The following is a 21,178-nucleotide window of genomic DNA, read 5'->3' as shown; positions in this document are numbered from 1 at the left end:
GGCATTTTTTTGCCCGCAGAAAACTCCCCAGACATAGAAGACCAACTGTGGGAGCTGGCTTGCCTGCGAAAGCGGTGGGCCAGCCGACTCATGTATGGCCTGACACACCGCCTTCGCGAGCAAGCCCGCTCCCACATTCGACCGCATTCCTGTGCTGGAACTCGGTCAAGTGTGGTCGACCGCATTCCTGTGCTGGAATGCGGTCAAATGTGGGAGCGGGCTTGCTCGCGAAGCAGGCGCCTGGGTCTTACTGAATCTCGTCAGGCTTAACGATCACCCAGTTCTTGTCCGCCGTCACCGGCAACCCTTCCTTGGCTTGTGCGGCCGCGTGCTTGGCCATCATGCCGTTGAGCTGGGTCATGTATTTGTCTTTGCGGTTGACCCACAGGTGGATGCCACCTTTAGCCACGTCCACATCGTGGAACAGCATGTAGCCGTCGCTGGTCGGCGTGTCACCCCCAACGATCACCGGCTTTTTCCACTCGTCGATGTAGGTCAGGATGGCGGCGTGTTTGCCGGCCATCCAGGTTGCCGGCGTCCACAGATAAGGGGTCAGTTCCAGGCCAAGGTTGGCCTTCTCGTCATATTTGCCGGCAGCGATTTGTTTGCGCGCGGTGGTCAGCTCGCCGGTCTTGCGGTCCTTGAGCAGGGTGCTCACGCCGATGACGTTCTCGGGTTTGACGTTGTAGCCGTACTTCGGATCGGCAGCGACCATGCGCACCAGTTCCTCGGACGCGGCGGTCATCACGTAGACCTCAATGCCGTTTTCCATCAGCTTGTTGTAGAGCTCAGCCTGGCCGGTGAAGACTTTTGGTGGCTGGACGTCCATGTTCTTGACCACGTCACCGTCGTAGTACGTGACCGGGACGGGCTTGCCGGAAGCCATCATCTCATCGACGTAGCCTTTGAGCTCCTTGAGGGTGAAGCCGGAGAAAATCTGCGCCACCCACGGGTAGCAGACCATGTCGTCGACTTCGCAAAGGCGGTAGTAGTAGCTGAACAGGCTTTCCTTGTGTTCAGCGGTGTCCTTGAAGGGGATCAGCTTCAGGGACGGGTCCATGGTGTCGCGGGTGATCAAGCCCTTGTTTTCCAGGTACGGCAGCAAGGACTCTTCAAGGTCATAGCGGTAGCTGGTGTTGTCCATGTCGAACACCGCGAAGTTACCCTTGTTGGCGTTGGCGGCAATCATCTTGTTCAGTTGCTCGGCGGCGGGCGCCGGCCAGTGCTTCAACTCGGTGGCGGCAAATGCCTGGCTGGCGAGGCCGAAGCAGAAGGCGGCGGCAAGTAGTGTTGGCGCGAGCTTCATAAGCGTTTTCTCCCTGAGTGAAAGACATCGACGCTAACAAATCTGTGTGACAGTTATCGCCCGAGCGCGACCGCTTACATCGTGATTGCGCCAAGGGCATGTGCCTGAACGTCACCCGCTTATTCCAAAAACGACAGTCAACATTCCATATCGGTATTAAATCAATATATTTCAAGCTGTTAGCATTTCCGGTTCGCAATCGCAGGCTCACGCGATTGGCTGCCTTCTCAACGGAGCTTCAATGAATCTGCCCCTGATTCTCAACTTACTGGTGTTCGTGGCCCTGTTGCTGGGCCTGGCACAAACTCGCCACACGCACTGGAGCCTCGCCAAGAAGGTCCTGTTCGCCCTGGCCCTCGGCGTGGTGTTCGGTACGGCATTGCACGCCATTTATGGCGACGGTAACCCGGTGCTCAAAGCGTCCATCGGCTGGTTCGACCTGGTCGGTAACGGCTACGTGCAACTGCTGCAAATGATCGTGATCCCGTTGGTATTCGCTTCGATCCTCAGCGCAGTGGCCCGTCTGCATAATGCCTCGTCCCTGGGCAAGATCAGCTTTCTGACCATCGGCACGCTGCTGTTCACCACGGCAATTGCGGCGCTGATCGGCATCGGCCTGACCAACCTGTTCGGCCTCACCGCCGAAGGCCTGGTGGCCGGCACCCAGGAAATGGCGCGCCTGCAAGTGATCCAGAGTGATTACGCCGGCAAGGTCGCCGACCTGAATATCCCGCAGTTGCTGCTGTCGTTCGTGCCGGCGAACCCGTTCGCCGACCTGGCGCGCGCCAAACCGACGTCGATTATCAGTGTGGTTATTTTCGCTGCATTCCTGGGGGTTGCCGCGCTGCAACTGCTCAAGGATGACGTGGAAAAAGGCCAGAAAGTGCTCAACGCCATCGACACCCTGCAAGCCTGGGTGATGCGCCTGGTGCGCCTGGTGATGAAGCTGACGCCGTACGGCGTGCTGGCGCTGATGACCAAAGTGGTCGCTGGCTCCAACTTGCAAGACATCATCAAGCTCGGCAGTTTTGTGGTGGTGTCGTACCTGGCGCTGGGCCTGATGTTTGTGGTGCACGGCCTGCTGCTGTCCCTGGCCGGGATCAACCCGCTGCGGTTCTTCCGCAAAGTCTGGCCGGTGCTGACCTTCGCGTTCACCAGTCGCTCCAGTGCGGCGGCCATTCCGCTGAGCATTGAAGCGCAGACGCGCCGCCTGGGCATTCCACAATCCATCGCCGGTTTTGCCGCCTCGTTTGGCGCCACCATCGGCCAGAACGGTTGCGCAGGCCTCTACCCGGCGATGTTGGCCGTGATGGTTGCACCGACGGTCGGCATCAACCCGCTGGACCCGCTGTGGATCGCGACCCTGGTAGCAATTGTGACCTTGAGTTCGGCGGGTGTGGCCGGCGTAGGCGGTGGTGCGACGTTTGCCGCGCTGATCGTGCTGCCGGCGATGGGCTTGCCGGTGTCACTGGTGGCGCTGCTGATTTCCGTGGAGCCGCTGATCGACATGGGCCGCACGGCGTTGAACGTGAACGGGTCGATGACCGCGGGCGCAATTACCAGCCAGGTCATGAAGCAGACGGATAAAGCGCTGTTGAATGCCGATGAGCATGCTGAGTTAGCGCAGGCCTGACGGAGCGCTGTCGCAGGCAAGCCAGCCCGCACATTTTGACCGCATTCTCATGTAGAAACTCGGTCAAGTGTGGGAGCTGGCTTGCCAGCAATGTGCTTAGGCTTTTTCCCAGACTTCAAAGTTGTACGCCGGCTTATCACCTTCAGCCGGGTTCTCGACATTCGACACCAGCGTCCACTGGTTCAGATCAAACTCGGGAAACCACGCATCCCCTGGCGGGCTCAACGCAACCCGCGTCAGGTACAGGCGATCCGCCTGTTCCAGCCCTTGCGCATACAGCTGCGCACCGCCGATCAGCATCAGCTCATCCACGCCCTGCGCCAGCGCCCAGGACTCAGCCCGCTCAACCGCGGCGTCGAGCGACGGAAAAACTTCCGCACCTTCGAGCACCAAATCGGTCTGACGGCTGACCACGATATTCAAGCGCCCCGGCAACGGTCGGCCCAGCGAATCCCAGGTCTTGCGCCCCATAATGATCGGCTTGCCGAAGGTGGTGGCCTTGAAGTATTTGAAATCCCCCGGCAAATGCCAGGGCATGCTGTTGTCGACGCCGATCACACGGTTTTCACCGAGGGCTGCGATCAGGCTTAGAGGGAGAGTGTTTTTCATGCCGACGAGAATACCAGAGCCCCCAGCCACGCGCAGCGTGCACTAAACAGCCCCGGAGCGGTTATGCTCCAGGCTCACGAACACAACAGGACCGCGCGTGACTGCACTGAACCCCTTGCACAAACTCTGGCTGACGGAAACCGTGCGCTTGCGTGAAGAACACGCCGGCCCGCTGGAAGACCTGGAAGCCAACCGCCTGGCCCGCGCGGCCGGCGGCGACCTGCCGACGCGCATCCAGCAGCGCGCCCTGCACTTGGCCGAGCGCGATGGCTTGACCGCCGCCCTCACCCGCTGGCTGCAAGGTGCCCGTTTGGCGCTGGTGCTGTTGGCCGTGGTCGCGGTAGTCAGTGGCGCCGGGCTGGCGTTTGCTGCATTGGGCAATGGCGTGACGCCCGTGAATGTGTTCTGGGCCCTGGGCAGCCTGCTCGGCTTGAATCTGATCCTGTTAATCAGCTGGGCCCTGGGCCTGCTGTTTGCCGGCGAACACAGCGCCAGCCTCGGCCGCCTGTGGTTGTGGCTCAGCGAGAAACTCGCGCGTGATGCCAAGGCCGCGCAACTGGCACCGGCGTTGCTGCTGTTGTTACAGCGCCAGAAACTCAATCGCTGGGCGGTCGGCATGCTGGTCAACAGCCTGTGGTTGCTGGCCTTGCTCAGTGCCATGCTGATTTTGCTGACACTGCTCGCCACCCGACGCTATGGTTTTGTGTGGGAAACCACCATCCTCGGCGCCGACACCTTTGTCGCCGTGACCCAAGCCCTGGGCCGCCTTCCCGCGTTGCTGGGCTTCAACGTGCCAACGGTCGAGATGATCCGCGCCAGCGGCGATTCCGCCCTGAACATCGAAAGCGCTCGCCAAGCCTGGGCCGCCTGGCTGGTCGGCGTGTTGCTGGTGTACGGCCTGCTGCCCCGACTGATCCTCGCGCTGCTCTGCCTGTGGCGCTGGAAACGCGGGCGCGCCGCCTTGCGCCTGGACCTCAACCTGCCCGGCTACAGCCAACTGCGCGAACGCCTGATGCCCAGCAGTGAACGGCTGGGCGTCAACGACGCCGCGCCCGAACAGCTGCACCACGTCACCGGTGGCGTCAGTGAGCTGGAGAGCGACGGCGCGCTGCTGGTCGCCATCGAACTGGACGATCAGCACCCCTGGCCGCCCAAACTGCCGGCCAGCGTGAAAAACGCCGGCATCCTCGACAGCCGTGAATCGCGCAACAAACTGCTGGAACAACTCACCCGCTTCCCGCCCGCGCGCCTGGCCATCGCCTGCGACCCACGGCGCTCGCCCGACCGTGGCAGCCTGGCGCTGGTCGCCGAGCTGGCACGCAGCGCCGCCGCCACCCGCGTATGGCTGCTGCAAGCCCCGCCCGGCCAGGCACTGGACGCCGAGCGCCTGGGCGATTGGCACGCAGCGCTGCAACAATTAGAGCTGCCCTTCGCCGACTGCGCGCCGCTGAACTGGCTGGAGACCGGTCATGACTAAACCGCTGAAACTCGCCGTGGTCGGCCACACCAATGTCGGCAAGACCTCGCTGCTGCGCACCCTGACCCGCGATGTCGGGTTTGGCGAAGTGTCCCATCGGCCCAGCACCACGCGGCATGTCGAAGGCGCGCGGTTATCGGTGGATGGCGAGGCCTTGCTGGAGCTATACGACACGCCCGGCCTGGAAGATGCCATCGCCCTGCTCGACTATCTGGAACGCCTGGATCGCCCCGGCGAACGCCTCGACGGCCCGGCCCGTCTGGCGCGCTTCCTGGAAGGCAGCGAAGCGCGCCAGCGGTTTGAACAGGAAGCCAAGGTGCTGCGCCAATTGCTGGCCTGCGACGCCGGCCTGTATGTGATCGACGCCCGCGAGCCGGTGCTGGCCAAGTACCGCGATGAACTGCAAGTGCTGGCCAGTTGCGGCAAGCCGTTGCTGCCGGTGCTCAATTTCGTCAGCAGCAGCGACCACCGCGAGCCGGACTGGCGCGAAGCCCTGGCCCGCCTTGGCCTGCATGCGCTGGTGCGTTTCGACAGCGTGGCGCCACCGGAAGATGGCGAGCGTCGTCTTTATGAAAGCCTGGCCCTGCTTCTGGAGAATTCGCGGGGGCCGTTGGAGCGGCTGATTCTCGACCAACAAGCCCAACGCGAGGCGCGCCAGCAAAGCGCCGCACGGCTGATCGCCGAGCTGCTGATCGACTGCGCCGCCTGCCGGCGCAGCGTTTTGACTGCCGATGAACAGCAAGCCATCAGTGATCTGCGCAAAGCCGTGCGCCAACGCGAACAGAAATGCGTGGAAGCCCTGCTCAAACTGTTCGGTTTCCGCCCACAAGATGCCGCCGCCAGCGACTTGCCGTTACTCGACGGCCGCTGGGGCGATGACCTGTTCAACCCGGAAACCCTCAAGCAACTCGGCGTGCGCGTCGGTGGCGGAATCGCCGCAGGAGCGGCTGCCGGGGCAGGTGTGGACCTGCTGGTCGGTGGCTTGACGCTTGGCGCCGCCGCCATTGCCGGGGCGATTGCCGGGGGTGCCCTGCAAACGGCGCGCAGCTACGGCAGCCGCCTGCTGGGCAAGATCAAGGGCCAACGCGAATTGACCGTCGACGACAGCGTGCTGCGCCTTTTGGCCTTGCGCCAACGCCAGTTGCTCAAGGCCCTGAACCTGCGCGGCCATGCGGCCATGCACAGCATCAAGGTCGACACGCCTCAGGATAAAACCTGGCGTGAAGGCAAGTTACCGGACGCGCTGCACAAGGCCCGCGCTCATCCGCAATGGTCGTCCCTGAACCCTCATCCCAAGCTGAGTCAGGCAGAGCGCCAGGAACACATCCAAGCCCTGGCCCAGCGTCTGGATGAAACCTAAGCCGCGAGCAGGTGCCGAGCTTTGGCCTTGAGCACTTCAAGATCAAGCACCGGTATGGATACATGCTTGGCCTGTTCATCCCAATGGCGCATGCGCAAACTAACCGCACACAGCGGGTCCTGTTCGAAGGCCTGGGCTTCTTCGACGCTCATCATGCCGCCCTGGTACGCCAAAGTGCGGCGGCTGGCTTCGCTCAGGCGGGCGTAATAGCCCGGCTGGCTGAAGGTCAGGTAACGCTTGGCCTGCACGTGATATTCCACCAACCTGGCCATGCGCTCACTGAAGCCCGCCCGGCGCAAGTAATCTGCGCCCAGCCGCTCATGGCTGACCACACCATAACTGCCCATGTTTTCACCCCCCTGGCCGCACAAGTGCCCGATGTCGTGGAAAAACGCCGCCAGCACCACTTCATCATCAAACCCCTCGGCCATCGCCTGTTGCGCGGTTTGGGACATGTGTTCGATCTGCGACACCGGCTCGCCGATGTAATCCGCCATGCCGTGCTGCTCGTACACGCCAAAGACTTCGGCAATCGCCTGCTCCGGGCTCATCACGCGGCCCCCCACAGGGTTGTGATATTTCGCTCGGCCATGGCCGGCCCCACGCTCATGCCCACGCCGGTGTGCATCAGTGCCGCGCTCACGCCGGGCGCTACGCGCAGGAACGAAAACGGCGCCGGCCCGCGCGAGCCGTAGACGCCCTGCCAGCGCTCGACCACCTGGACCTTGCAGCCCAACGTTTGCTCGGCCAGCTCGATCAGCCAGTCATCAACCTGCTCGGCGTTGAACGGCGAGGCGTCGCTGCCGTAGTCATGGGAGTCGCCGATGATCAGTTCGCCATGGAGCGTCGGGCTGATCAACAAGTGAATCCCGTGCGCGTGCAAATGCGCGGCTTCGCGCAGGATCTGCGCCTGAACCGGCGCAGCTTCGGGCAGGTCGGCGAAGGCGCCGTAATGCACGCAACTCAACCCTGTGAGCAACGCGTGTTGCAGGTTGAGGTTGGCCGCAGGCCGGGCACGCAGCATTTGCAGGCGGCAGATACTCGGGTTGAGTTCGGCGATCGGTTCCGCCAGCAAGGTTTGGTAGTCGTGGCCGGAGCACACGATGACCTGCTCGCCGCGAAAGCTGCCTAAGGTGGTGTGCACCTGGCCGGGCTCCACGTCACGCACCAGGGTGGAGAAATGAAACTCCACGCTCAATTGCTGGCTCAAGTAGTTGATCAGCGCCGGAATCGCCTCGCGGGAATACAACTGCTGATCGTCTTTACCATGCAGCGCTGCGCGGTGATGGCGGAACTGACCGCCATATAGGTCCCTCATCGCCGCGCCTTGCAGCAGTTCGACGTTGTAGCCGTGTTCGTGTGCGCGACCGGCGCAGAAGGCTTCCAACAGATGCTCTTCGGCTTCGGTGCGGGCAAACAGGTACGAGCCGTTGCGCTTGAGCTGCACACCCGCCACTTGTGCCCATTGCCCCCAGATACCGCGACTTTCCCGGGCCAGGTCAAGCATCGGCCCCGGTGGTTGGCCGGTGACCAGCGCCTGGCCGAAGTTGCGCACCGAGGCACCCAACGGTGTGGCGCTGCGCTCGAACACCGTGACCTTGAGGCCGCGCCTGGCCGCCGCATAAGCGTGGGACAGGCCGAGGATGCCGGCGCCGATGATCAGCAGATCGCTGTGGTGTGTCATTACATGATGTCCTGAATTCGAAGCCGCCTGCGCGAGCAAGCCCGCTCCTACATATTGATGTGCGAACACGTTCAAATGTGGGAGCGGGCTTGCCTGCGAAGAGGCCATAAGCCCTAACGAAAACCTTACTGACCCGCGACCTTTTCCGACTTGCCGTCATAGCGCTTGCGCCATTCGGTCAGGATGCTGTCGCGGTTTTTCGAGGCCCAGGCGAAGTCGTTCTTGATCAGGCGTTGCTCGTAGTCAGCGGGCAATTCGGTCTGCGGCTTGGCGATGCCAGGCTGGGCGAGGACAGCGAAGTTGTCTTTGTACAAGTCCATCGCCGCAGTGCTGGCGGAGAAGTCAGCGAGCTTTTTAGCCGCCTCGGCGTGCGCGGTGCCTTTGATCACGGCAGTCGCTTCGATGTCCCAGCCCAGGCCTTCTTTGGGCAGGATGATGTCCAGCGGCGCGCCTTGGCGTTTCAGCTGGACGGCCGGGTATTCGAAGGAAATGCCAATCGGGAACTCACCCGAAGCCGCCAGTTTGCATGGCTTGGACCCGGAGTGAACGTACTGGCCGATGTTCTGGTGCAGGTCGTCCATGTACTGCCAGCCCTGTTTCTCGCCAAAGGCCTGCAACCAGGCACTCACATCCAGGAAGCCGGTGCCGGACGAGGCCGGGTTAGGCATCACGATCTTGCCCTTGTACTCAGGCTTGGTCAGGTCCTGCCAGCTCACCGGTTTGGTCAAGCCTTGTTTCTCGGCTTCGACGGTGTTGAAGCAGATGGTCGCAGCCCACACGTCCATGCCGACCCAGGCCGGTGGGTTGGCGGCGTCGCGGTAGTTTTTACCGATCTTGTCCAAGTCCTTGGGCGCGTAGTTAGTCAGCATGCCTTGCTGGTCAAGGATCGCCAGGCTCGACGCGGCCAGGCCCCACACCACATCGGCTTGCGGGCGGTCTTTCTCGGCCAGCAGCTTGGCGGTGATGATGCCGGTGGAGTCGCGTACCCATTTGATCTCGACGTCCGGGTTGGCTTTTTCAAAGGCCTGCTTGTAAGTCTTCAACTGCTCGGCTTCGAGCGCCGTGTACACCGTCAACTCGGTTTTGGCAGCAAAGGCATTCAGGCTGAATGCGCTGAGTAAAGCAGCGGCCAGGGCCAGGGGCTTGAACATGGAACACCTCCTTCAGGGATTATTGGCCGGGCGCGGTCTGGCGCCAGGCTTGGGAGCGGCGCAACGCGCCACGTGAAGCCCACGCCAGCAGCAGCGAGACGCCGCCTGAGGTGAACAGAATCAGGGTGGACATGGCCGCGGCGCCGCCTACGTTGCCGGCGTCGTCCATGTTCAACACGGCGACGGCGGCGAGGAGGGTATCGGGGCTGTAGAGGAAGATCGCGGCGGACACGGTGGTCATCGCCGACACAAACAAGTAGCGCACGATGTCCAGCAGCGCCGGCAAGCAGATCGGTACGGTGACGCGCAAATAGTGGCGGTACAGCGGCGCCTTGAGCGACAGCGCGGCGGCTTCAAACTCACTGTCCAGCTGACGCAACGCCGTGGTCGCGGTCATCTGCGCAGTGGTCAAATAGTGCGCAATGGTGCACACCACCAGCAGGGTCATGGTCCCGTAGAACACATGCAGCGGGTTGCCGTTGAGGTTGAAAAAGAACACGTAGCCCAGGCCGAGCACCAGGCCTGGCACGGCCATCGGCACAAAACTGAGCATGCGCAGCGCCAGGTTCAGGCCTTTCTGGCCCTTGGTCTTTTCCATCAGGTAGGCGCCCGTGAAGATCAATACGCTACCGATCAGCGCCGTGCACAGGGCCATGGTCAGGCTGTTGCGATAGGCCAGCCAACCGCCACCGGCCGTGTCTTCGAATTGGTAGTGGTTGAGCGACAGCGACAGGTTGTACGGCCAGAATTTAACCAGGGAGGAATACACCGCCATGCCGAACACCAGCAGCAACACCGCGCAAATCAGCAGCACAATGGCCAGGTAGCACCCATCGCGGCGCGCCGAGGGCGCCGGCTGGAACACCTGGGCACGGCCACTCATGGCGTCACCCTGCCGACGGCGCAACCAGGCGTCGACCGCAAAGCTGAACAGCGCCGGCAACAGCAACACCATGCCAATCAATGCACCGCGACCGAACTGCTGCTGGCCGACCACCGCCTTGTAGGCCTCCAGCGCCAGCACCTGATAATCGCCGCCGACCACCACGGGCACGCCGAAGTCGGTGATGGTCAGGGTGAATACCAGGCAAAACGCAGCGAACACCGCCTGGCGCGTGGCCGGCCAAGTGATGCTGCGAAACGCCCGGGCTGGACTTGCCCCCATGCTCGACGCCGCGTCGAACAAACGCGCATCTGCCAGCGACAGTGCCGACAGCAGGATCATTAACGCGTGTGGGAAGGTGTAGATCACTTCGCCGAGGACAATGCCCCAGAAACTGTAGATATTCTCCGAAAGCAGCCCGCGCAACATGCCCTGGTTGCCGAACAGATACACCAGCGCAATCCCCGGCAGCATTGACGGCGCCATCAACGGCAGCAGCGATATACCCCGCCAAACTGCCTTGCCGGGAATCAGTGTGCGCTGCAATGCGTAAGCAAACAGATAGGCCAACGGTACGACGATGGCCGCTACGCTGAGGGAAACCTTCAGGCTATTGCCCAGCAGCCAGTGGAAGTTGTCGCTGGTGACCAGCTCGCGCGCCGCGACCCACCCACCGCCCTGCCCGGCTTCACTGCTGAAGCCGCGCCAGAAGATCGCCAGTAATGGCATCAGTACCGCCACGCCCAACAGGCACAACCAGAGCACTTTGCCACCGAGCACAAAAATGCGGTCGCCCAGTTCGGCGCGGGACACCTGACGAGCCAGGTTGTCGGGAATCGGCAGCGTCATATCTTCGGCCATCTCAGGCAAACACCTGCAGGCTGCGCGGCGGCAAGGCAACCCAGATGTCCTGGGCGCCGAGGCGTGGCATGGCTTCGGGGGCCAGTTCGGCCAGCAGCGGATGGCCGGGCAATTGTTCCAGCTCAAAGCTCATGCGGCAGCGGTTGCCGAGAAAGGTGATTTCGCGGACCTTCGCCGGGAACAGGTTTTCTTCATGCACCGGCGGGTTGACGCTGATGGCTTCCGGGCGGCAGAACAAACGGCCGGACCTGGCCTTGCTGGCGTTATCGTCCAGGCGCATGTTCATACCGCCGACCTGGGCATGGCTGTCGCTGTTGCGGCTGAACGGCAGCCAATTGCCCTGGCCGACGAACTCCGCCACGAACGGCGTGGCCGGTCGGTCGTAGATTTCCTGGGGCGTGGCATATTGCTCGACCTTGCCGTTGTTCATCACGGCGATGCGGTCCGCCATCAACATGGCTTCGTCCTGGTTATGGGTGACCATCAGGGTGGTAATCCCCAGGCGTCGTTGCAGTTGGCGCAACTCGGTGCACAAGTGCTCGCGGACACGGGCGTCGAGCGCCGACATCGGTTCGTCCAACAGCAGCAAAGAAGGGGCTGGCGCCAGAGCACGGGCCAGAGCGACGCGTTGTTGTTGGCCGCCAGAGAGTTGGCCGGGGTATTTCTTTTCACTGCCCAGCAGGCCGACCAGTTCGAGCATCTGGCCGACACGCTTGCGCACTTCATCGCGGCCGCTGCCGGTGAGGCCGTAGCCGATATTCGCTTCAACGGTCAGGTTGGGAAACAGCGCGTAGGACTGGAACAAAATCCCGTAGTCCCGTGCCTGTGGTGGCAGCAAGGAAACATCCCGTTGGCCAAGGTAAAGTTCGCCGCTGTCCTGGCGCTCCAGACCGGCGATACACCGCAGCAAAGTGGTCTTGCCGCAACCGGACGGGCCCAGCAGGCACACCAGCTCACCGGCCGCGACGTCCAGCGACACATTGTCCAGCGCAGTAAAGGCGCCGAAGCGTTTCTGGATACCGCGCACCTTCATCGGCGCGCCGGGGTTGGTCAGGGCTGTGTTCATGGAGGCACCTCATCAAACTGATGAAGGCCATGCTAGAGGGGCAATGCGTCCCTGATGTGGCAGGAAGGCAAAAGGGAGTGATAGTGGTATTGGTGGATTTGGGTAGTAACTACAGAGATGTGTTGTTTGGGATCCCGCTTTCGCGAGCAAGCCCGCTCCCACATTTTGACCGCATTCTCATGCTGGAACTCGGTCGAAGGTGGGAGCGGGCTTGCCCGCGATGGCGATCCAAAGGCCAGCACAAAACCTCAGAGCGGCGACATTTCCTGCGCCAACCCGAGAAAGGCAGCAGGCAGGCGAGCCCCTTTTCTTTCCTTGAGGCAGTACAAATACTCCGGAATCTGCGGCGCGTTCTCGATGGTCAGCACGCGCAACTGCGGGTCATGGGGCACTTCCTGGCGGGCGATGATGCTGATACCGATATTGCGCAGCACGGCCTCGCGAATCGACTCACGGCTGCCGATTTCCAACAGTGGCCCGGAATTCACACCCGCGCCTTGTAACATTTCTTCGGTCAACCTGCGCGTGGTCGAACCCGCCTCACGCATCAACAGCGTGTGCCCGGCCAACGCACTGAGCGGTACATGCTCGAGGGTGGCCAACGGGTGATTGCGATGCACCGCCAGCACCAACGGATCGGTGCCCAGTACGCGCCGGATCAGACGAGGGTCTTCCAGCAGTTGCGAGGACGCGGCGACATCGACGCGGTAATCGTCCAAGGCTTCGAGCACCTGCTGGGAGTTGCCGATTTCCACCGACACCTCCACGTGGGGCAGGCGTTCACGAAAAGCTTTGACCAGGTCGAGAATGTAATACGGCGCCGTCGCGGCAATCCTCAAGGCACCCTGGACATGGCCGCTGTTACGCAGGAAAAACTCGATATCGGCTTCCTGCTGCAACAGCGTCTTGACCATTGGCAGCAGCCGCGCACCTTCGTCGCTGACGGTAAGGCGGCGGCCGCCCCGGTAGAACAGCTCAACGCCGTACTGGCTTTCCAGGTTGCGAATCTGCGTGGTGACGGTGGGCTGGCTCAGGCCGAGTTTTTTCGCCGCCTGGGTAATGCTGCCCAGGCGGGCGACCATAAAAAACGCCTTCAACTCGGCACTCAGCACGCCACCCTCTCATCGTCTATTTGCGCAACAGGCGCAGGCCATTGAACACCACCAGCAGGCTCACGCCCATGTCGGCGAACACCGCCATCCACATGGTGGCCATGCCGAGGAAAGTGACCGCGAGGAAGATCGCCTTGATCACCAACGCCAGGGCGATGTTCTGCTTGAGGATACGCGACGTTTGCCTGGAGAGCCGAATGAAAGCCGGGATCTTGCGCAAATCATCGTCCATCAGCGCCACGTCGGCGGTCTCAATGGCGGTGTCGGTGCCGGCTGCGGCCATGGCAAAACCGATCTCGGCACGGGCCAGGGCCGGCGCGTCGTTGATGCCGTCGCCGACCATGCCCACCCGGCGGCCTTGGCCGTAGAGGGTTTCGATGGCGTGCAGTTTGTCGGTGGGCAACAGGTCGCCCTGAGCCTGGTCGATACCGACCTGGGCCGCAATCGCCTGGGCGGTGTGGGTGTTGTCGCCGGTAAGCATCAAGGTCTTGATGCCCAGGTCGTGCAACTGCTGGATGGCTTCGCGGCTGCTGTCTTTAACGGTGTCGGCCACCGCGAACAACGCCAGCGGGCCGGATTTATCGAGCAACAGCACCACCGACTTGCCTTGTTTTTCCAAGGCGAAGAGCTTTTCTTCCAGCGCAGGCGAGCACAGGCCCAAGTCTTCCACCAAGCGGTGGTTGCCCAGGTGGTAGGTTTCGCCGTTGATGTCGCCGCGTACACCGCGACCGGCCAAGGCCTCAAAGTTATCCACAGCGTGGCTCGGCAGGTTTTTATCCACAGCTGCGTTGGCAATCGCCAGCGACACCGGGTGGTCGGACCGCCCGGCCAGGCTGGCAGCCAGGGCCGGCGCGCTGTCCGCGACGTTGGGGAACAGCGGCAAATAGTCGGTTTGCACCGGTTTACCGTGGGTGATGGTGCCAGTCTTGTCGAGGGCCAGGTAATCGAGCTTGTAACCGCCCTCCAGGTACACGCCACCCTTGATCAGGATGCCTTTGCGCGCCGCCGCCGCCAGGCCGCTGACGATGGTCACCGGGGTGGAGATCACCAAGGCACAAGGGCAGGCAACCACCAGCAGGACCAACGCACGGTAGATCCAGTCGAACCACACGCCCGCCATGAACAGCGGTGGAATCACCGCCACGCCCAAGGCAAACAGGAACACGGCCGGGGTGTAGACCTTGGCGAAGCTGTCGACAAAGCGCTGGGTCGGTGCCCGCGCGCCTTGCGCTTGTTCTACGGCGTGAATGATGCGCGCCAGGGTGGAATTGTTGGCGGCTGCGGTGACCTTGTATTCCAGAGAGCCGGCTTGGTTGATGGTGCCGGCGAAGACTTTATCGCCCACGGTCTTTTCAATCGGCAGGCTTTCACCGGTGATCGGTGCCTGGTCGATGGTGGATTGGCCAGCGGTGACTTCGCCGTCCAGGCCAATGCGCTCGCCGGGCTTCACTCGTACGATGGCACCAAGATCGATGCTTTTGACTTCTTGTTCCAACCACGAGCCGTCAGCCTGTTGCACCGTGGCCTGTTCCGGGGTCATCTGCATCAAGCCGCTGATGGCATTGCGCGCACGGTCCAGGGACTTGGCTTCGATCAACTCAGCCACAGTAAACAGGAACATCACCATCGCGGCTTCGGGCCACTGGCCGATCAGGATCGCGCCCGTCACGGCGATGCTCATCAGCGCGTTGATGTTCAGGTTGAGGTTTTTCAGGGCGATCCAGCCCTTTTTGTAGGTGGTGAGGCCGCCGCTGAGGATCGACACCAACGCCACCAGAGCAATCACCCAGGTCGGTGCGACACCGGTGAAATGCAGCACCTCGGCACCCAGCGCGCCGACGCCAGACACTGCAAGCGGCCACCCGTGTTTCTTAGCCGGCGGCGCAGCGGCCGGGGTGCCTTCTTCAATAGGATCGGCTTGCATGCCGAGGGACTTGATGGCGTCGACGATCGGCGCCGTGCTCGGCAAGTCATGGGTGACGCCGAGCATGCGGTTGATCAGGTTGAATTCCAGCTGCTGCACACCCGCGAGCTTGCCCAGTTTGTTCTGGATCAGCGTCTGCTCGGTTGGGCAGTCCATGGCTTCGATGCGAAAGGTGCTCAGGCGCGAGCCGGCGGTCGGCGCTTCGCTCAGCGTGACCACGGCAGGCGCGGCCTTGCTTGCACAGCAGGAGCCGGCATGGCTGGCGTGGTCGTGCTTTTTGACGGGCGTCAGTTTGGCGCCGTTATCGTGGGCATGATCGTGATCGTGATCGTGGGCATGATCGTGCTTAGGATCATGATCGTGCGGGTGATCATGCTTTTTGGGGGTGTGGATGGAGTCGCTCATTCTGTCGCGTCCGTAAAGGTGCCTGTTGCCAAGTAAAGACCCTGTAGCCACTATAGGGTCAAGCACCCATTTGGAGATTGCTGCGATGAAGATCGGCGAACTGGCCAAACTGACCGACTGTCAGGTGGAAACCATCCGGTATTACGAGAAAGAAGGCCTGCTGCCGCCTCCGGCACGCACCGACGCCAATTATCGTGTGTACACCCAGGCGCACACCGAACGGCTGATCTTTATCCGCAATTGCCGCAGCCTGGACATGACGCTCGAGGAAATCCGCAGCCTGCTGGGGCTACGCGACAGCCCCCAGGACCAGTGCGAAAGCGTGAATGCCTTGATTGACGAGCATATCCACCACGTAAAGGCACGGATCGACGGGCTGCTGGCGTTGCAGGTGCAATTGCTGGACCTGCGCCAACGCTGTGGCGGTGGGCCGGATCTGGATCAGTGCGGGATTTTGCAGCGGCTGGAAGTCAGCGGGAGTGTCGCGGCCAGCGAGGCAGAGCCTTCGCACGTGGGCAGAAGCCACGGGCACTGAATCAAGTCAACACGGACCCAATGTGGGAGCGGGCTTGCTCACGAATGCGGTAGATCAGTCGATATTTCCAGCGACTGACACACCGCTTTCGCGAGCAAGCCCGCTCCCACAGTGATCAGATAGCCACGTCAGCCTTGATGCTCGGGTCGGCGTCGTAGCCAACGATTTCAAAGTCTTCAAACTTGTAATCGTAGATCGACGCAGGTTTACGCTTGATCACCAGTTCCGGCAGCTTTTTCGGCGTACGCGCCAGCTGGGTGCGGATCTGTTCCATGTGGTTGCTGTAAGCATGGGTGTCGCCGGTGGTGACGATGATCTCGTGAGGGATCAGGTCGCATTGCTGAGCCAGCATGTGAGTCAGCAAGGCCAACGCGGCGGTGTTGTACGGCAGGCCGAGGAAGACGTCGGAGCTGCGGATATACAACTGCATCGACAGATGCCCGTCATGCACGAACGCCTGGTACAGCAGGTGGCACGGCGGCAAGGCTTGCTTGCCGTTGCGCGCGTTCTCCTGCGGGCTCTTGGTTTCGTCCGGCAGGTACTCGACGTTCCAGCCATGAAACAGGATGCGGCGGCTGTTGGGGTTGGTTTTGAGGGTGTGGACCATGTAGTCGATCTGGTTGATCTTGCCGCCGTCCTTGGTCGGCCAGGCGGTCCATTGCTCGCCGTACACCGGGCCCAGGTCGCCGTCTTCGGTGGCCCACTCGTCCCAGATTTTCACGCCATTTTCGTTGAGCCACTTGATGTTGGTGTTGCCGCTCAACATCCAGATCAACTCGTTGGCGATACTTTTGAAATGAAGCTTCTTGGTGGTCAGCAGCGGGAAGCCGTCGGCCAAGTTATGCCGATACTGACGGGCAAATACGGCTTTGGTGCCGGTGCCGGTGCGATCGCCCTTGGTCAATCCATTGGTCACGACGTCGTTCAGTAGTTCGAGATATTGCTTCATGTTATTACCCGTATCGTTGAAGCCGAGGAGGCTGATCCTTCACGGAAGAGCCTCGGCATTCGAATTTAAAGCGCGGTGTTCTTGATGCCTTGCGGACGGTTGTACGCCCACCACAGCAGGCCCAGGCCAGCCAGGATCATCGGCATGCTGAGGATCTGGCCCATGGTCAGCCAGCCCCACGCCAGGTAGCCCAGTTGGGCATCCGGCACGCGCACGAATTCGACGATGAACCGGAAGATCCCGTAGAACAAGGCGAACATCCCCGACACAGCCATGGTTGGACGTGGCTTGCGCGAGAAGATGTACAGAATGAGGAACAGTGCCACACCTTCCAGGGCGAACTGGTAGAGCTGCGACGGGTGGCGCGGCAATTGCGCCGGGTCGCTGAACGGCGGGAACACCATGGCCCACGGCACGTCGGTCGGCTTGCCCCACAACTCGGCGTTGATGAAGTTACCGATACGCCCGGCGCCCAGGCCGATCGGCACGAACGGCGCGACGAAGTCCATCAGCTGGAAGAATGACTTGCCGTTGCGTCGACCGAACCACCAGGCAGCGATCATTACGCCGACAAAGCCGCCGTGGAACGCCATGCCGCCCTTCCACACTTCGAAAATCAGCGTCGGGTTGGCGATATAGGCCGGCAGATCGTAGAACAGCACATACCCGAGGCGTCCGCCGACAATCACCCCCATCGACATCCAGAACACCATGTCGGAGAGTTTCTCTTTGGTCCAGGTGGGGTCGAAACGGTTCAGGCGCCGGGAAGCCAGCAGCCAGGCACCGCCGATGCCGATCAGGTACATCAACCCGTACCAGTGGATTTTCAGCGGACCGATGGCCAAGGCCACCGGGTCGATCTGCGGGTAAGGCAGCATTGCGACTCCTCGTTAAATCATTAGTCATGGCGCACCGGACCATGCCGGTGTGCGATTAAGCCTGCGTTACAGCCGCAATTTCAAATTAAGAAGTTCGCACATACTGAACAGCCTGGCATGTTAACGGATGGAAGGCGTGCGACCCAACTTCGATACGATGGAACGCCCGCCGTTGTGTGGGTAGAGTGGGCAAAACACACAGGGAATGCCTTATGTGCCTGATCGTTTTCGCCTGGCGGCCGGGCCACGCCCAGCCGCTGATCGTCGCGGCCAACCGTGACGAGTTCTACGCCCGGCCCAGTCTGCCGCTGGGCCAATGGCCCGATGCGCCTGACATCTATGCCGGTCGCGACCAGGAAGCGGGTGGCACCTGGCTTGGGGTCAACGCCGACGGGCGTTTTGCCGCCCTGACCAATATCCGCGATCCGCACCAGCCCCCGGCGCGTAAATCGCGCGGAGAACTGGTGGCCCGCTTTTTAAGCAGTTCGCTGCCAATAGATCAGTATTTGGCCGACGTTAACGGCCGTTCGATTGAATATGCCGGTTTTAATCTATTGGTGGGTACACGGGACGAGCTGTGGCATTACAACGCCAATGAGACCGAAGCGACGCAGTTGAAGGCTGGGGTTTATGGCTTATCCAATGCCGGGCTGGATACGCCATGGCCGAAGTTGATCAAGGCCAGGGCGGCGCTGAGTGAGTTACTGGACAACCCCGAGCCGCAAGCCTTGCTGGGGATTCTGAGTGACCCGCAGACCGCGCCATTTGCTGACTTGCCGGATACCGGCGTGGGGTTGGCGACGGAGAGTCTGTTGTCGAGCGTGTTTATCGCCAGCCCCAGTTATGGAACGCGGGCGAGTACGGCGTTGATTGTGAATGCCGATGGCACACGGCGGATGCTGGAACGCAGTTTCGGGCCGCACGGTGGCCGGTTGGGCGAGGTGGAACTCAATATGTGAGTGTGCCTGGGCCGACGCCATCGCAGACAGGCCAGCTCCCACAGTTGGATGCATTCTTCTGTGGGAGACGGGCTTGCCGGCGACGGCCGCACCTCGGCTTAGAGGGTTTTTGCCGAGGCCGGGTTGATCATCCGCGTCAGCCCCAAATTCTTCAGCGCCAGCTGAAGCGAGCTGTGGATAACTTGCGGGTTGTCGATGGTCATCAACTCGGCCAGCAACTCCTTGGCCATGCTCAGGTTTACCTGGCGCAGCAACCACTTGACCTTCGGCAAGTTGGTGGCGTTCATCGACAGGCTGTCAAAGCCCATCGCCATCAGCAGCACCGCTGCCGCCGGGTCACCGGCCATTTCACCGCAAATGCTCACCGGCTTGCCTTCGGCATGGGCGTCGCGCACCACGTGCTGCAGGGCTTGCAGGACCGCCGGGTGCAGGTAGTCGTAGAGGTCGGCCACCCGTGGGTTGTTGCGGTCCACGGCCAGCAGGTACTGGGTCAGGTCGTTGGAACCGACCGACAGGAAGTCCACTTGCCGCGCCAGCTCTTTAGCCTGGTACACCGCCGCCGGGATTTCGATCATCACGCCAATCGGCGGCATCGGTACGTCGGCGCCTTCGTCACGGACTTCGCCCCAGGCTCGGTGGATCAGGTGCAGTGCTTCTTCCAGCTCATGGGTGCCGGAGATCATCGGCAACAGAATGCGCAGGTTGTTCAGGCCTTCGCTGGCCTTGAGCATGGCGCGAGTCTGGACGAGGAAAATTTCAGGGTGGTCGAGGGTGACACGAATACCGCGCCAGCCAAGGAAGGGGTTGTCTTCCTTGATCGGGAAATACGACAGTGACTTATCGCCGCCGATGTCCAGGCTGCGCATGGTCACCGGTAACGGGTGGAAGGCGGACAGTTGCTCGCGATAGATCGCGAGCTGCTCCTTCTCACTCGGGAAACGCTGGTTGATCATGAACGGCACTTCGGTGCGGTACAGCCCCACCCCTTCGGCACCGCGTTGTTGCGCACGGGCGACATCGGCGAGCAGGCCGGTATTGACCAGCAGCGGCACACGGTGACCATCGAGGGTTACGCAAGGCAGTTCGCGTAACGAATCGAGGCCCAGCGCCAGTTGTTTCTCTTCTTCCACCACCTCGGCGTACTGCTTGCGCATCAGCTCGCTGGGGTTGGTGAAGACTTCGCCACGATGGCCATCGACGATCATGTCGATGCCGTCGACCTTGGAGTACGGCAGGTCCACCAGGCCCATCACCGTCGGGATGCCCATGGCCCGCGCCAGGATCGCAACGTGGGAGTTACCCGAACCCAACACCGAGACCAGGCCCACCAGTTTGCCTTCTGGCACTTCGCCGAGCATCGTGGCGGTCAGTTCTTCACTGATCAAGATGGTGTTGTCGGGGTACACCAGGTTGGTGGTGCGGTCTTCCTGCAGGTAGGCGAGCAGACGGCGACCGAGGTCGCGCACATCCGAGGCACGCTCGCGCAGGTAGGCGTCGTCCATCAATTCGAAACGGTTGACGTGATCGGTGACCACCTGGCGCAACGCGCCCTGGGCCCACTGGCCGGTCTTGATGACGGTTTTGACTTCGTTACCCAGCGACGCGTCGTCGAGCATCATCTGGTACACGTCGAACAGCGCGCGCTCTTCGGGGCGCAGTTGCGTGGCCAGTTTGGTTGACAGATTGCGCATGTCGGCGCGCACGCCTTCCAGGGCGGTCTTGAACAGTTTGATTTCAGCGTCAATGTCATTGACAGTCTTGTCCGGCACCACATCGAGGTCGGCCGGTGGCAACATGACCACCGCCGTGCCGACGGCAGCGCCCGGCGAACCCGGTACGCCGACGAACTTGGCTTCCTGGATGCCCTTGCCCTGGCGACCCAGGCCGCGAATCGAGCCAGTGGCTTCGGCATGGGCGATAACCCCGGCCAACTGCGCGCTCATGGTCACGAGGAAGGCTTCTTCACCTTCGTCGAACTGGCGGCGCTCTTTTTGCTGAATGACCAACACGCCGACCACGCGGCGGTGGTGAATGATCGGTGCGCCTAGGAACGAGGCGTAGCGCTCTTCACCGGTTTCGGCAAAGTAGCGATAACGCGGGTGATCGGCCGCGTTTTCGAGGTTGAGGGGTTCTTCACGCGTCCCCACCAGGCCCACCAGACCTTCATTGGGCGCCATGCTGACTTTGCCGATGGAGCGCTTGTTCAAGCCCTCCGTGGCCATCAGCACAAAACGGTTGGTCTCGGGGTCCAGCAGGTAAACCGAGCAGACCTGGCTGCCCATGGCTTCCTTGACGCGCAACACAATAATCCCCAACGCCGCCTTGAGATCCTTGGCGGAGTTAACTTCCTGGACGATCTTGCGCAGCGTATTGAGCATGGCTCGGG

At 61.8% G+C, this 21,178-nt stretch carries 17 protein-coding genes; 5 read left to right on the top strand and 12 right to left on the bottom strand.

Going from position 1 to position 21,178, the window contains the following annotated elements:
- Positions 1-247: 247 nt before the first annotated feature.
- Positions 248-1,306, bottom strand: a complete 1,059-nt coding sequence (locus JFT85_RS17580; RefSeq protein ID WP_053258504.1) for a hypothetical protein — start codon at positions 1,304-1,306, stop codon at positions 248-250.
- A gap of 241 nt (positions 1,307-1,547) precedes the next feature.
- Between JFT85_RS17580 and JFT85_RS17575 the strand changes: the two genes are divergently transcribed.
- Positions 1,548-2,939, top strand: a complete 1,392-nt coding sequence (locus tag JFT85_RS17575) for an L-cystine transporter (RefSeq protein WP_053258505.1) — start codon at positions 1,548-1,550, stop codon at positions 2,937-2,939.
- A gap of 96 nt (positions 2,940-3,035) precedes the next feature.
- Here JFT85_RS17575 and JFT85_RS17570 read toward each other — a convergent pair whose 3' ends face one another.
- A complete protein-coding gene (locus JFT85_RS17570) occupies positions 3,036-3,548 on the bottom strand; it encodes a dihydrofolate reductase (protein WP_053258506.1) in 513 nt (170 codons plus the stop codon).
- Between the two features lie 97 nt (positions 3,549-3,645).
- Here JFT85_RS17570 and JFT85_RS17565 point away from each other — a divergent pair, with 97 nt between their 5' ends.
- Both JFT85_RS17565 and JFT85_RS17560 read left to right on the top strand, forming a co-directional pair.
- Entirely contained in the window at positions 3,646-5,025 is a 1,380-nt protein-coding gene (locus JFT85_RS17565) for a DUF2868 domain-containing protein (protein WP_053258507.1), read from the top strand.
- Positions 5,018-6,385, top strand: a complete 1,368-nt coding sequence (locus JFT85_RS17560; RefSeq protein ID WP_073636728.1) for a DUF3482 domain-containing protein — start codon at positions 5,018-5,020, stop codon at positions 6,383-6,385. Before JFT85_RS17565 ends, JFT85_RS17560 begins: the two co-directional genes overlap by 8 nt.
- Here the strand turns inward: JFT85_RS17560 and JFT85_RS17555 are convergent.
- The 7 genes from JFT85_RS17555 to JFT85_RS17525 form a co-directional block, all read right to left on the bottom strand.
- Positions 6,382-6,936: a phosphonate degradation HD-domain oxygenase gene (locus JFT85_RS17555; protein ID WP_053258509.1), complete on the bottom strand. Its 555-nt coding sequence runs from the start codon at positions 6,934-6,936 to the stop codon at positions 6,382-6,384. The genes JFT85_RS17560 and JFT85_RS17555 overlap by 4 nt on opposite strands.
- Entirely contained in the window at positions 6,936-8,069 is a 1,134-nt protein-coding gene (locus JFT85_RS17550) for a TIGR03364 family FAD-dependent oxidoreductase (protein ID WP_201230222.1), read from the bottom strand. The genes JFT85_RS17555 and JFT85_RS17550 overlap by 1 nt, the downstream gene beginning before the upstream one ends.
- A gap of 125 nt (positions 8,070-8,194) precedes the next feature.
- Positions 8,195-9,220, bottom strand: coding sequence for a putative 2-aminoethylphosphonate ABC transporter substrate-binding protein (locus JFT85_RS17545; protein WP_201230221.1), 1,026 nt, complete (start codon positions 9,218-9,220; stop codon positions 8,195-8,197).
- A 19-nt stretch (positions 9,221-9,239) separates the two neighbouring features.
- Positions 9,240-10,964, bottom strand: coding sequence for a putative 2-aminoethylphosphonate ABC transporter permease subunit (locus JFT85_RS17540; protein WP_201230220.1), 1,725 nt, complete (start codon positions 10,962-10,964; stop codon positions 9,240-9,242).
- A 1-nt stretch (position 10,965) separates the two neighbouring features.
- Positions 10,966-12,030 carry a putative 2-aminoethylphosphonate ABC transporter ATP-binding protein gene (locus JFT85_RS17535; protein ID WP_053258513.1) on the bottom strand — a complete coding sequence of 355 codons (1,065 nt, stop codon included), beginning with the start codon at positions 12,028-12,030 and terminating at the stop codon, positions 10,966-10,968.
- Positions 12,031-12,278: 248 nt separating this feature from the next.
- Complete coding sequence (locus JFT85_RS17530; RefSeq protein WP_201230218.1) at positions 12,279-13,142, bottom strand: LysR substrate-binding domain-containing protein; 864 nt, start codon at positions 13,140-13,142, stop codon at positions 12,279-12,281.
- Positions 13,143-13,158: 16 nt separating this feature from the next.
- A complete protein-coding gene (locus tag JFT85_RS17525) occupies positions 13,159-15,471 on the bottom strand; it encodes a heavy metal translocating P-type ATPase (protein WP_201230216.1) in 2,313 nt (770 codons plus the stop codon).
- Between the two features lie 85 nt (positions 15,472-15,556).
- Here JFT85_RS17525 and cadR point away from each other — a divergent pair, with 85 nt between their 5' ends.
- Positions 15,557-16,006: a Cd(II)/Pb(II)-responsive transcriptional regulator gene (cadR, locus tag JFT85_RS17520; protein WP_053258516.1), complete on the top strand. Its 450-nt coding sequence runs from the start codon at positions 15,557-15,559 to the stop codon at positions 16,004-16,006.
- A 115-nt stretch (positions 16,007-16,121) separates the two neighbouring features.
- Here cadR and JFT85_RS17515 read toward each other — a convergent pair whose 3' ends face one another.
- Together JFT85_RS17515 and lgt are read right to left on the bottom strand one after the other, a co-directional pair.
- Positions 16,122-16,955: a thymidylate synthase gene (locus JFT85_RS17515; RefSeq protein ID WP_053258517.1), complete on the bottom strand. Its 834-nt coding sequence runs from the start codon at positions 16,953-16,955 to the stop codon at positions 16,122-16,124.
- A gap of 65 nt (positions 16,956-17,020) precedes the next feature.
- On the bottom strand, positions 17,021-17,833 hold the full coding sequence (gene lgt / locus JFT85_RS17510) for a prolipoprotein diacylglyceryl transferase (protein ID WP_053258518.1): 813 nt from the start codon (positions 17,831-17,833) through the stop codon (positions 17,021-17,023).
- Positions 17,834-18,045: 212 nt separating this feature from the next.
- On the opposite strand from lgt, the gene JFT85_RS17505 reads away from it, so the two are divergent.
- Entirely contained in the window at positions 18,046-18,792 is a 747-nt protein-coding gene (locus JFT85_RS17505; RefSeq protein WP_078827481.1) for an NRDE family protein, read from the top strand.
- A gap of 98 nt (positions 18,793-18,890) precedes the next feature.
- Here the strand turns inward: JFT85_RS17505 and ptsP are convergent, their stop codons facing one another.
- Entirely contained in the window at positions 18,891-21,170 is a 2,280-nt protein-coding gene (ptsP, locus tag JFT85_RS17500) for a phosphoenolpyruvate--protein phosphotransferase (RefSeq protein ID WP_053258520.1), read from the bottom strand.
- Between the last annotated feature and the right edge of the window lie 8 nt (positions 21,171-21,178).

Source organism: Pseudomonas sp. TH04, assembly GCF_016651355.1.
In the GTDB taxonomy this organism is placed as follows: Bacteria; Pseudomonadota; Gammaproteobacteria; order Pseudomonadales; family Pseudomonadaceae; genus Aquipseudomonas; species Aquipseudomonas fluorescens.
This window is presented reverse-complemented; position numbering and strand designations above follow the sequence as displayed.

Excerpts from the sequence above, each read along its gene's own strand:
- JFT85_RS17580 (WP_053258504.1), bottom strand. The coding sequence starts at position 1,306 with ATGAAGCTCGCGCCAACACTACTTGCCGCCGCCTTCTGCTTCGGCCTC.
- JFT85_RS17575 (WP_053258505.1), top strand. The coding sequence starts at position 1,548 with ATGAATCTGCCCCTGATTCTCAACTTACTGGTGTTCGTGGCCCTGTTG.
- JFT85_RS17570 (WP_053258506.1), bottom strand. The coding sequence starts at position 3,548 with ATGAAAAACACTCTCCCTCTAAGCCTGATCGCAGCCCTCGGTGAAAAC.
- JFT85_RS17560 (WP_073636728.1), top strand. The coding sequence starts at position 5,018 with ATGACTAAACCGCTGAAACTCGCCGTGGTCGGCCACACCAATGTCGGC.
- JFT85_RS17555 (WP_053258509.1), bottom strand. The coding sequence starts at position 6,936 with ATGAGCCCGGAGCAGGCGATTGCCGAAGTCTTTGGCGTGTACGAGCAG.
- JFT85_RS17550 (WP_201230222.1), bottom strand. The coding sequence starts at position 8,069 with ATGACACACCACAGCGATCTGCTGATCATCGGCGCCGGCATCCTCGGC.
- JFT85_RS17545 (WP_201230221.1), bottom strand. The coding sequence starts at position 9,220 with ATGTTCAAGCCCCTGGCCCTGGCCGCTGCTTTACTCAGCGCATTCAGC.
- JFT85_RS17540 (WP_201230220.1), bottom strand. The coding sequence starts at position 10,964 with ATGGCCGAAGATATGACGCTGCCGATTCCCGACAACCTGGCTCGTCAG.
- JFT85_RS17535 (WP_053258513.1), bottom strand. The coding sequence starts at position 12,030 with ATGAACACAGCCCTGACCAACCCCGGCGCGCCGATGAAGGTGCGCGGT.
- JFT85_RS17525 (WP_201230216.1), bottom strand. The coding sequence starts at position 15,471 with ATGAGCGACTCCATCCACACCCCCAAAAAGCATGATCACCCGCACGAT.
- cadR (WP_053258516.1), top strand. The coding sequence starts at position 15,557 with ATGAAGATCGGCGAACTGGCCAAACTGACCGACTGTCAGGTGGAAACC.
- JFT85_RS17515 (WP_053258517.1), bottom strand. The coding sequence starts at position 16,955 with ATGAAGCAATATCTCGAACTACTGAACGACGTCGTGACCAATGGATTG.
- lgt (WP_053258518.1), bottom strand. The coding sequence starts at position 17,833 with ATGCTGCCTTACCCGCAGATCGACCCGGTGGCCTTGGCCATCGGTCCG.
- JFT85_RS17505 (WP_078827481.1), top strand. The coding sequence starts at position 18,046 with ATGTGCCTGATCGTTTTCGCCTGGCGGCCGGGCCACGCCCAGCCGCTG.
- ptsP (WP_053258520.1), bottom strand. The coding sequence starts at position 21,170 with ATGCTCAATACGCTGCGCAAGATCGTCCAGGAAGTTAACTCCGCCAAG.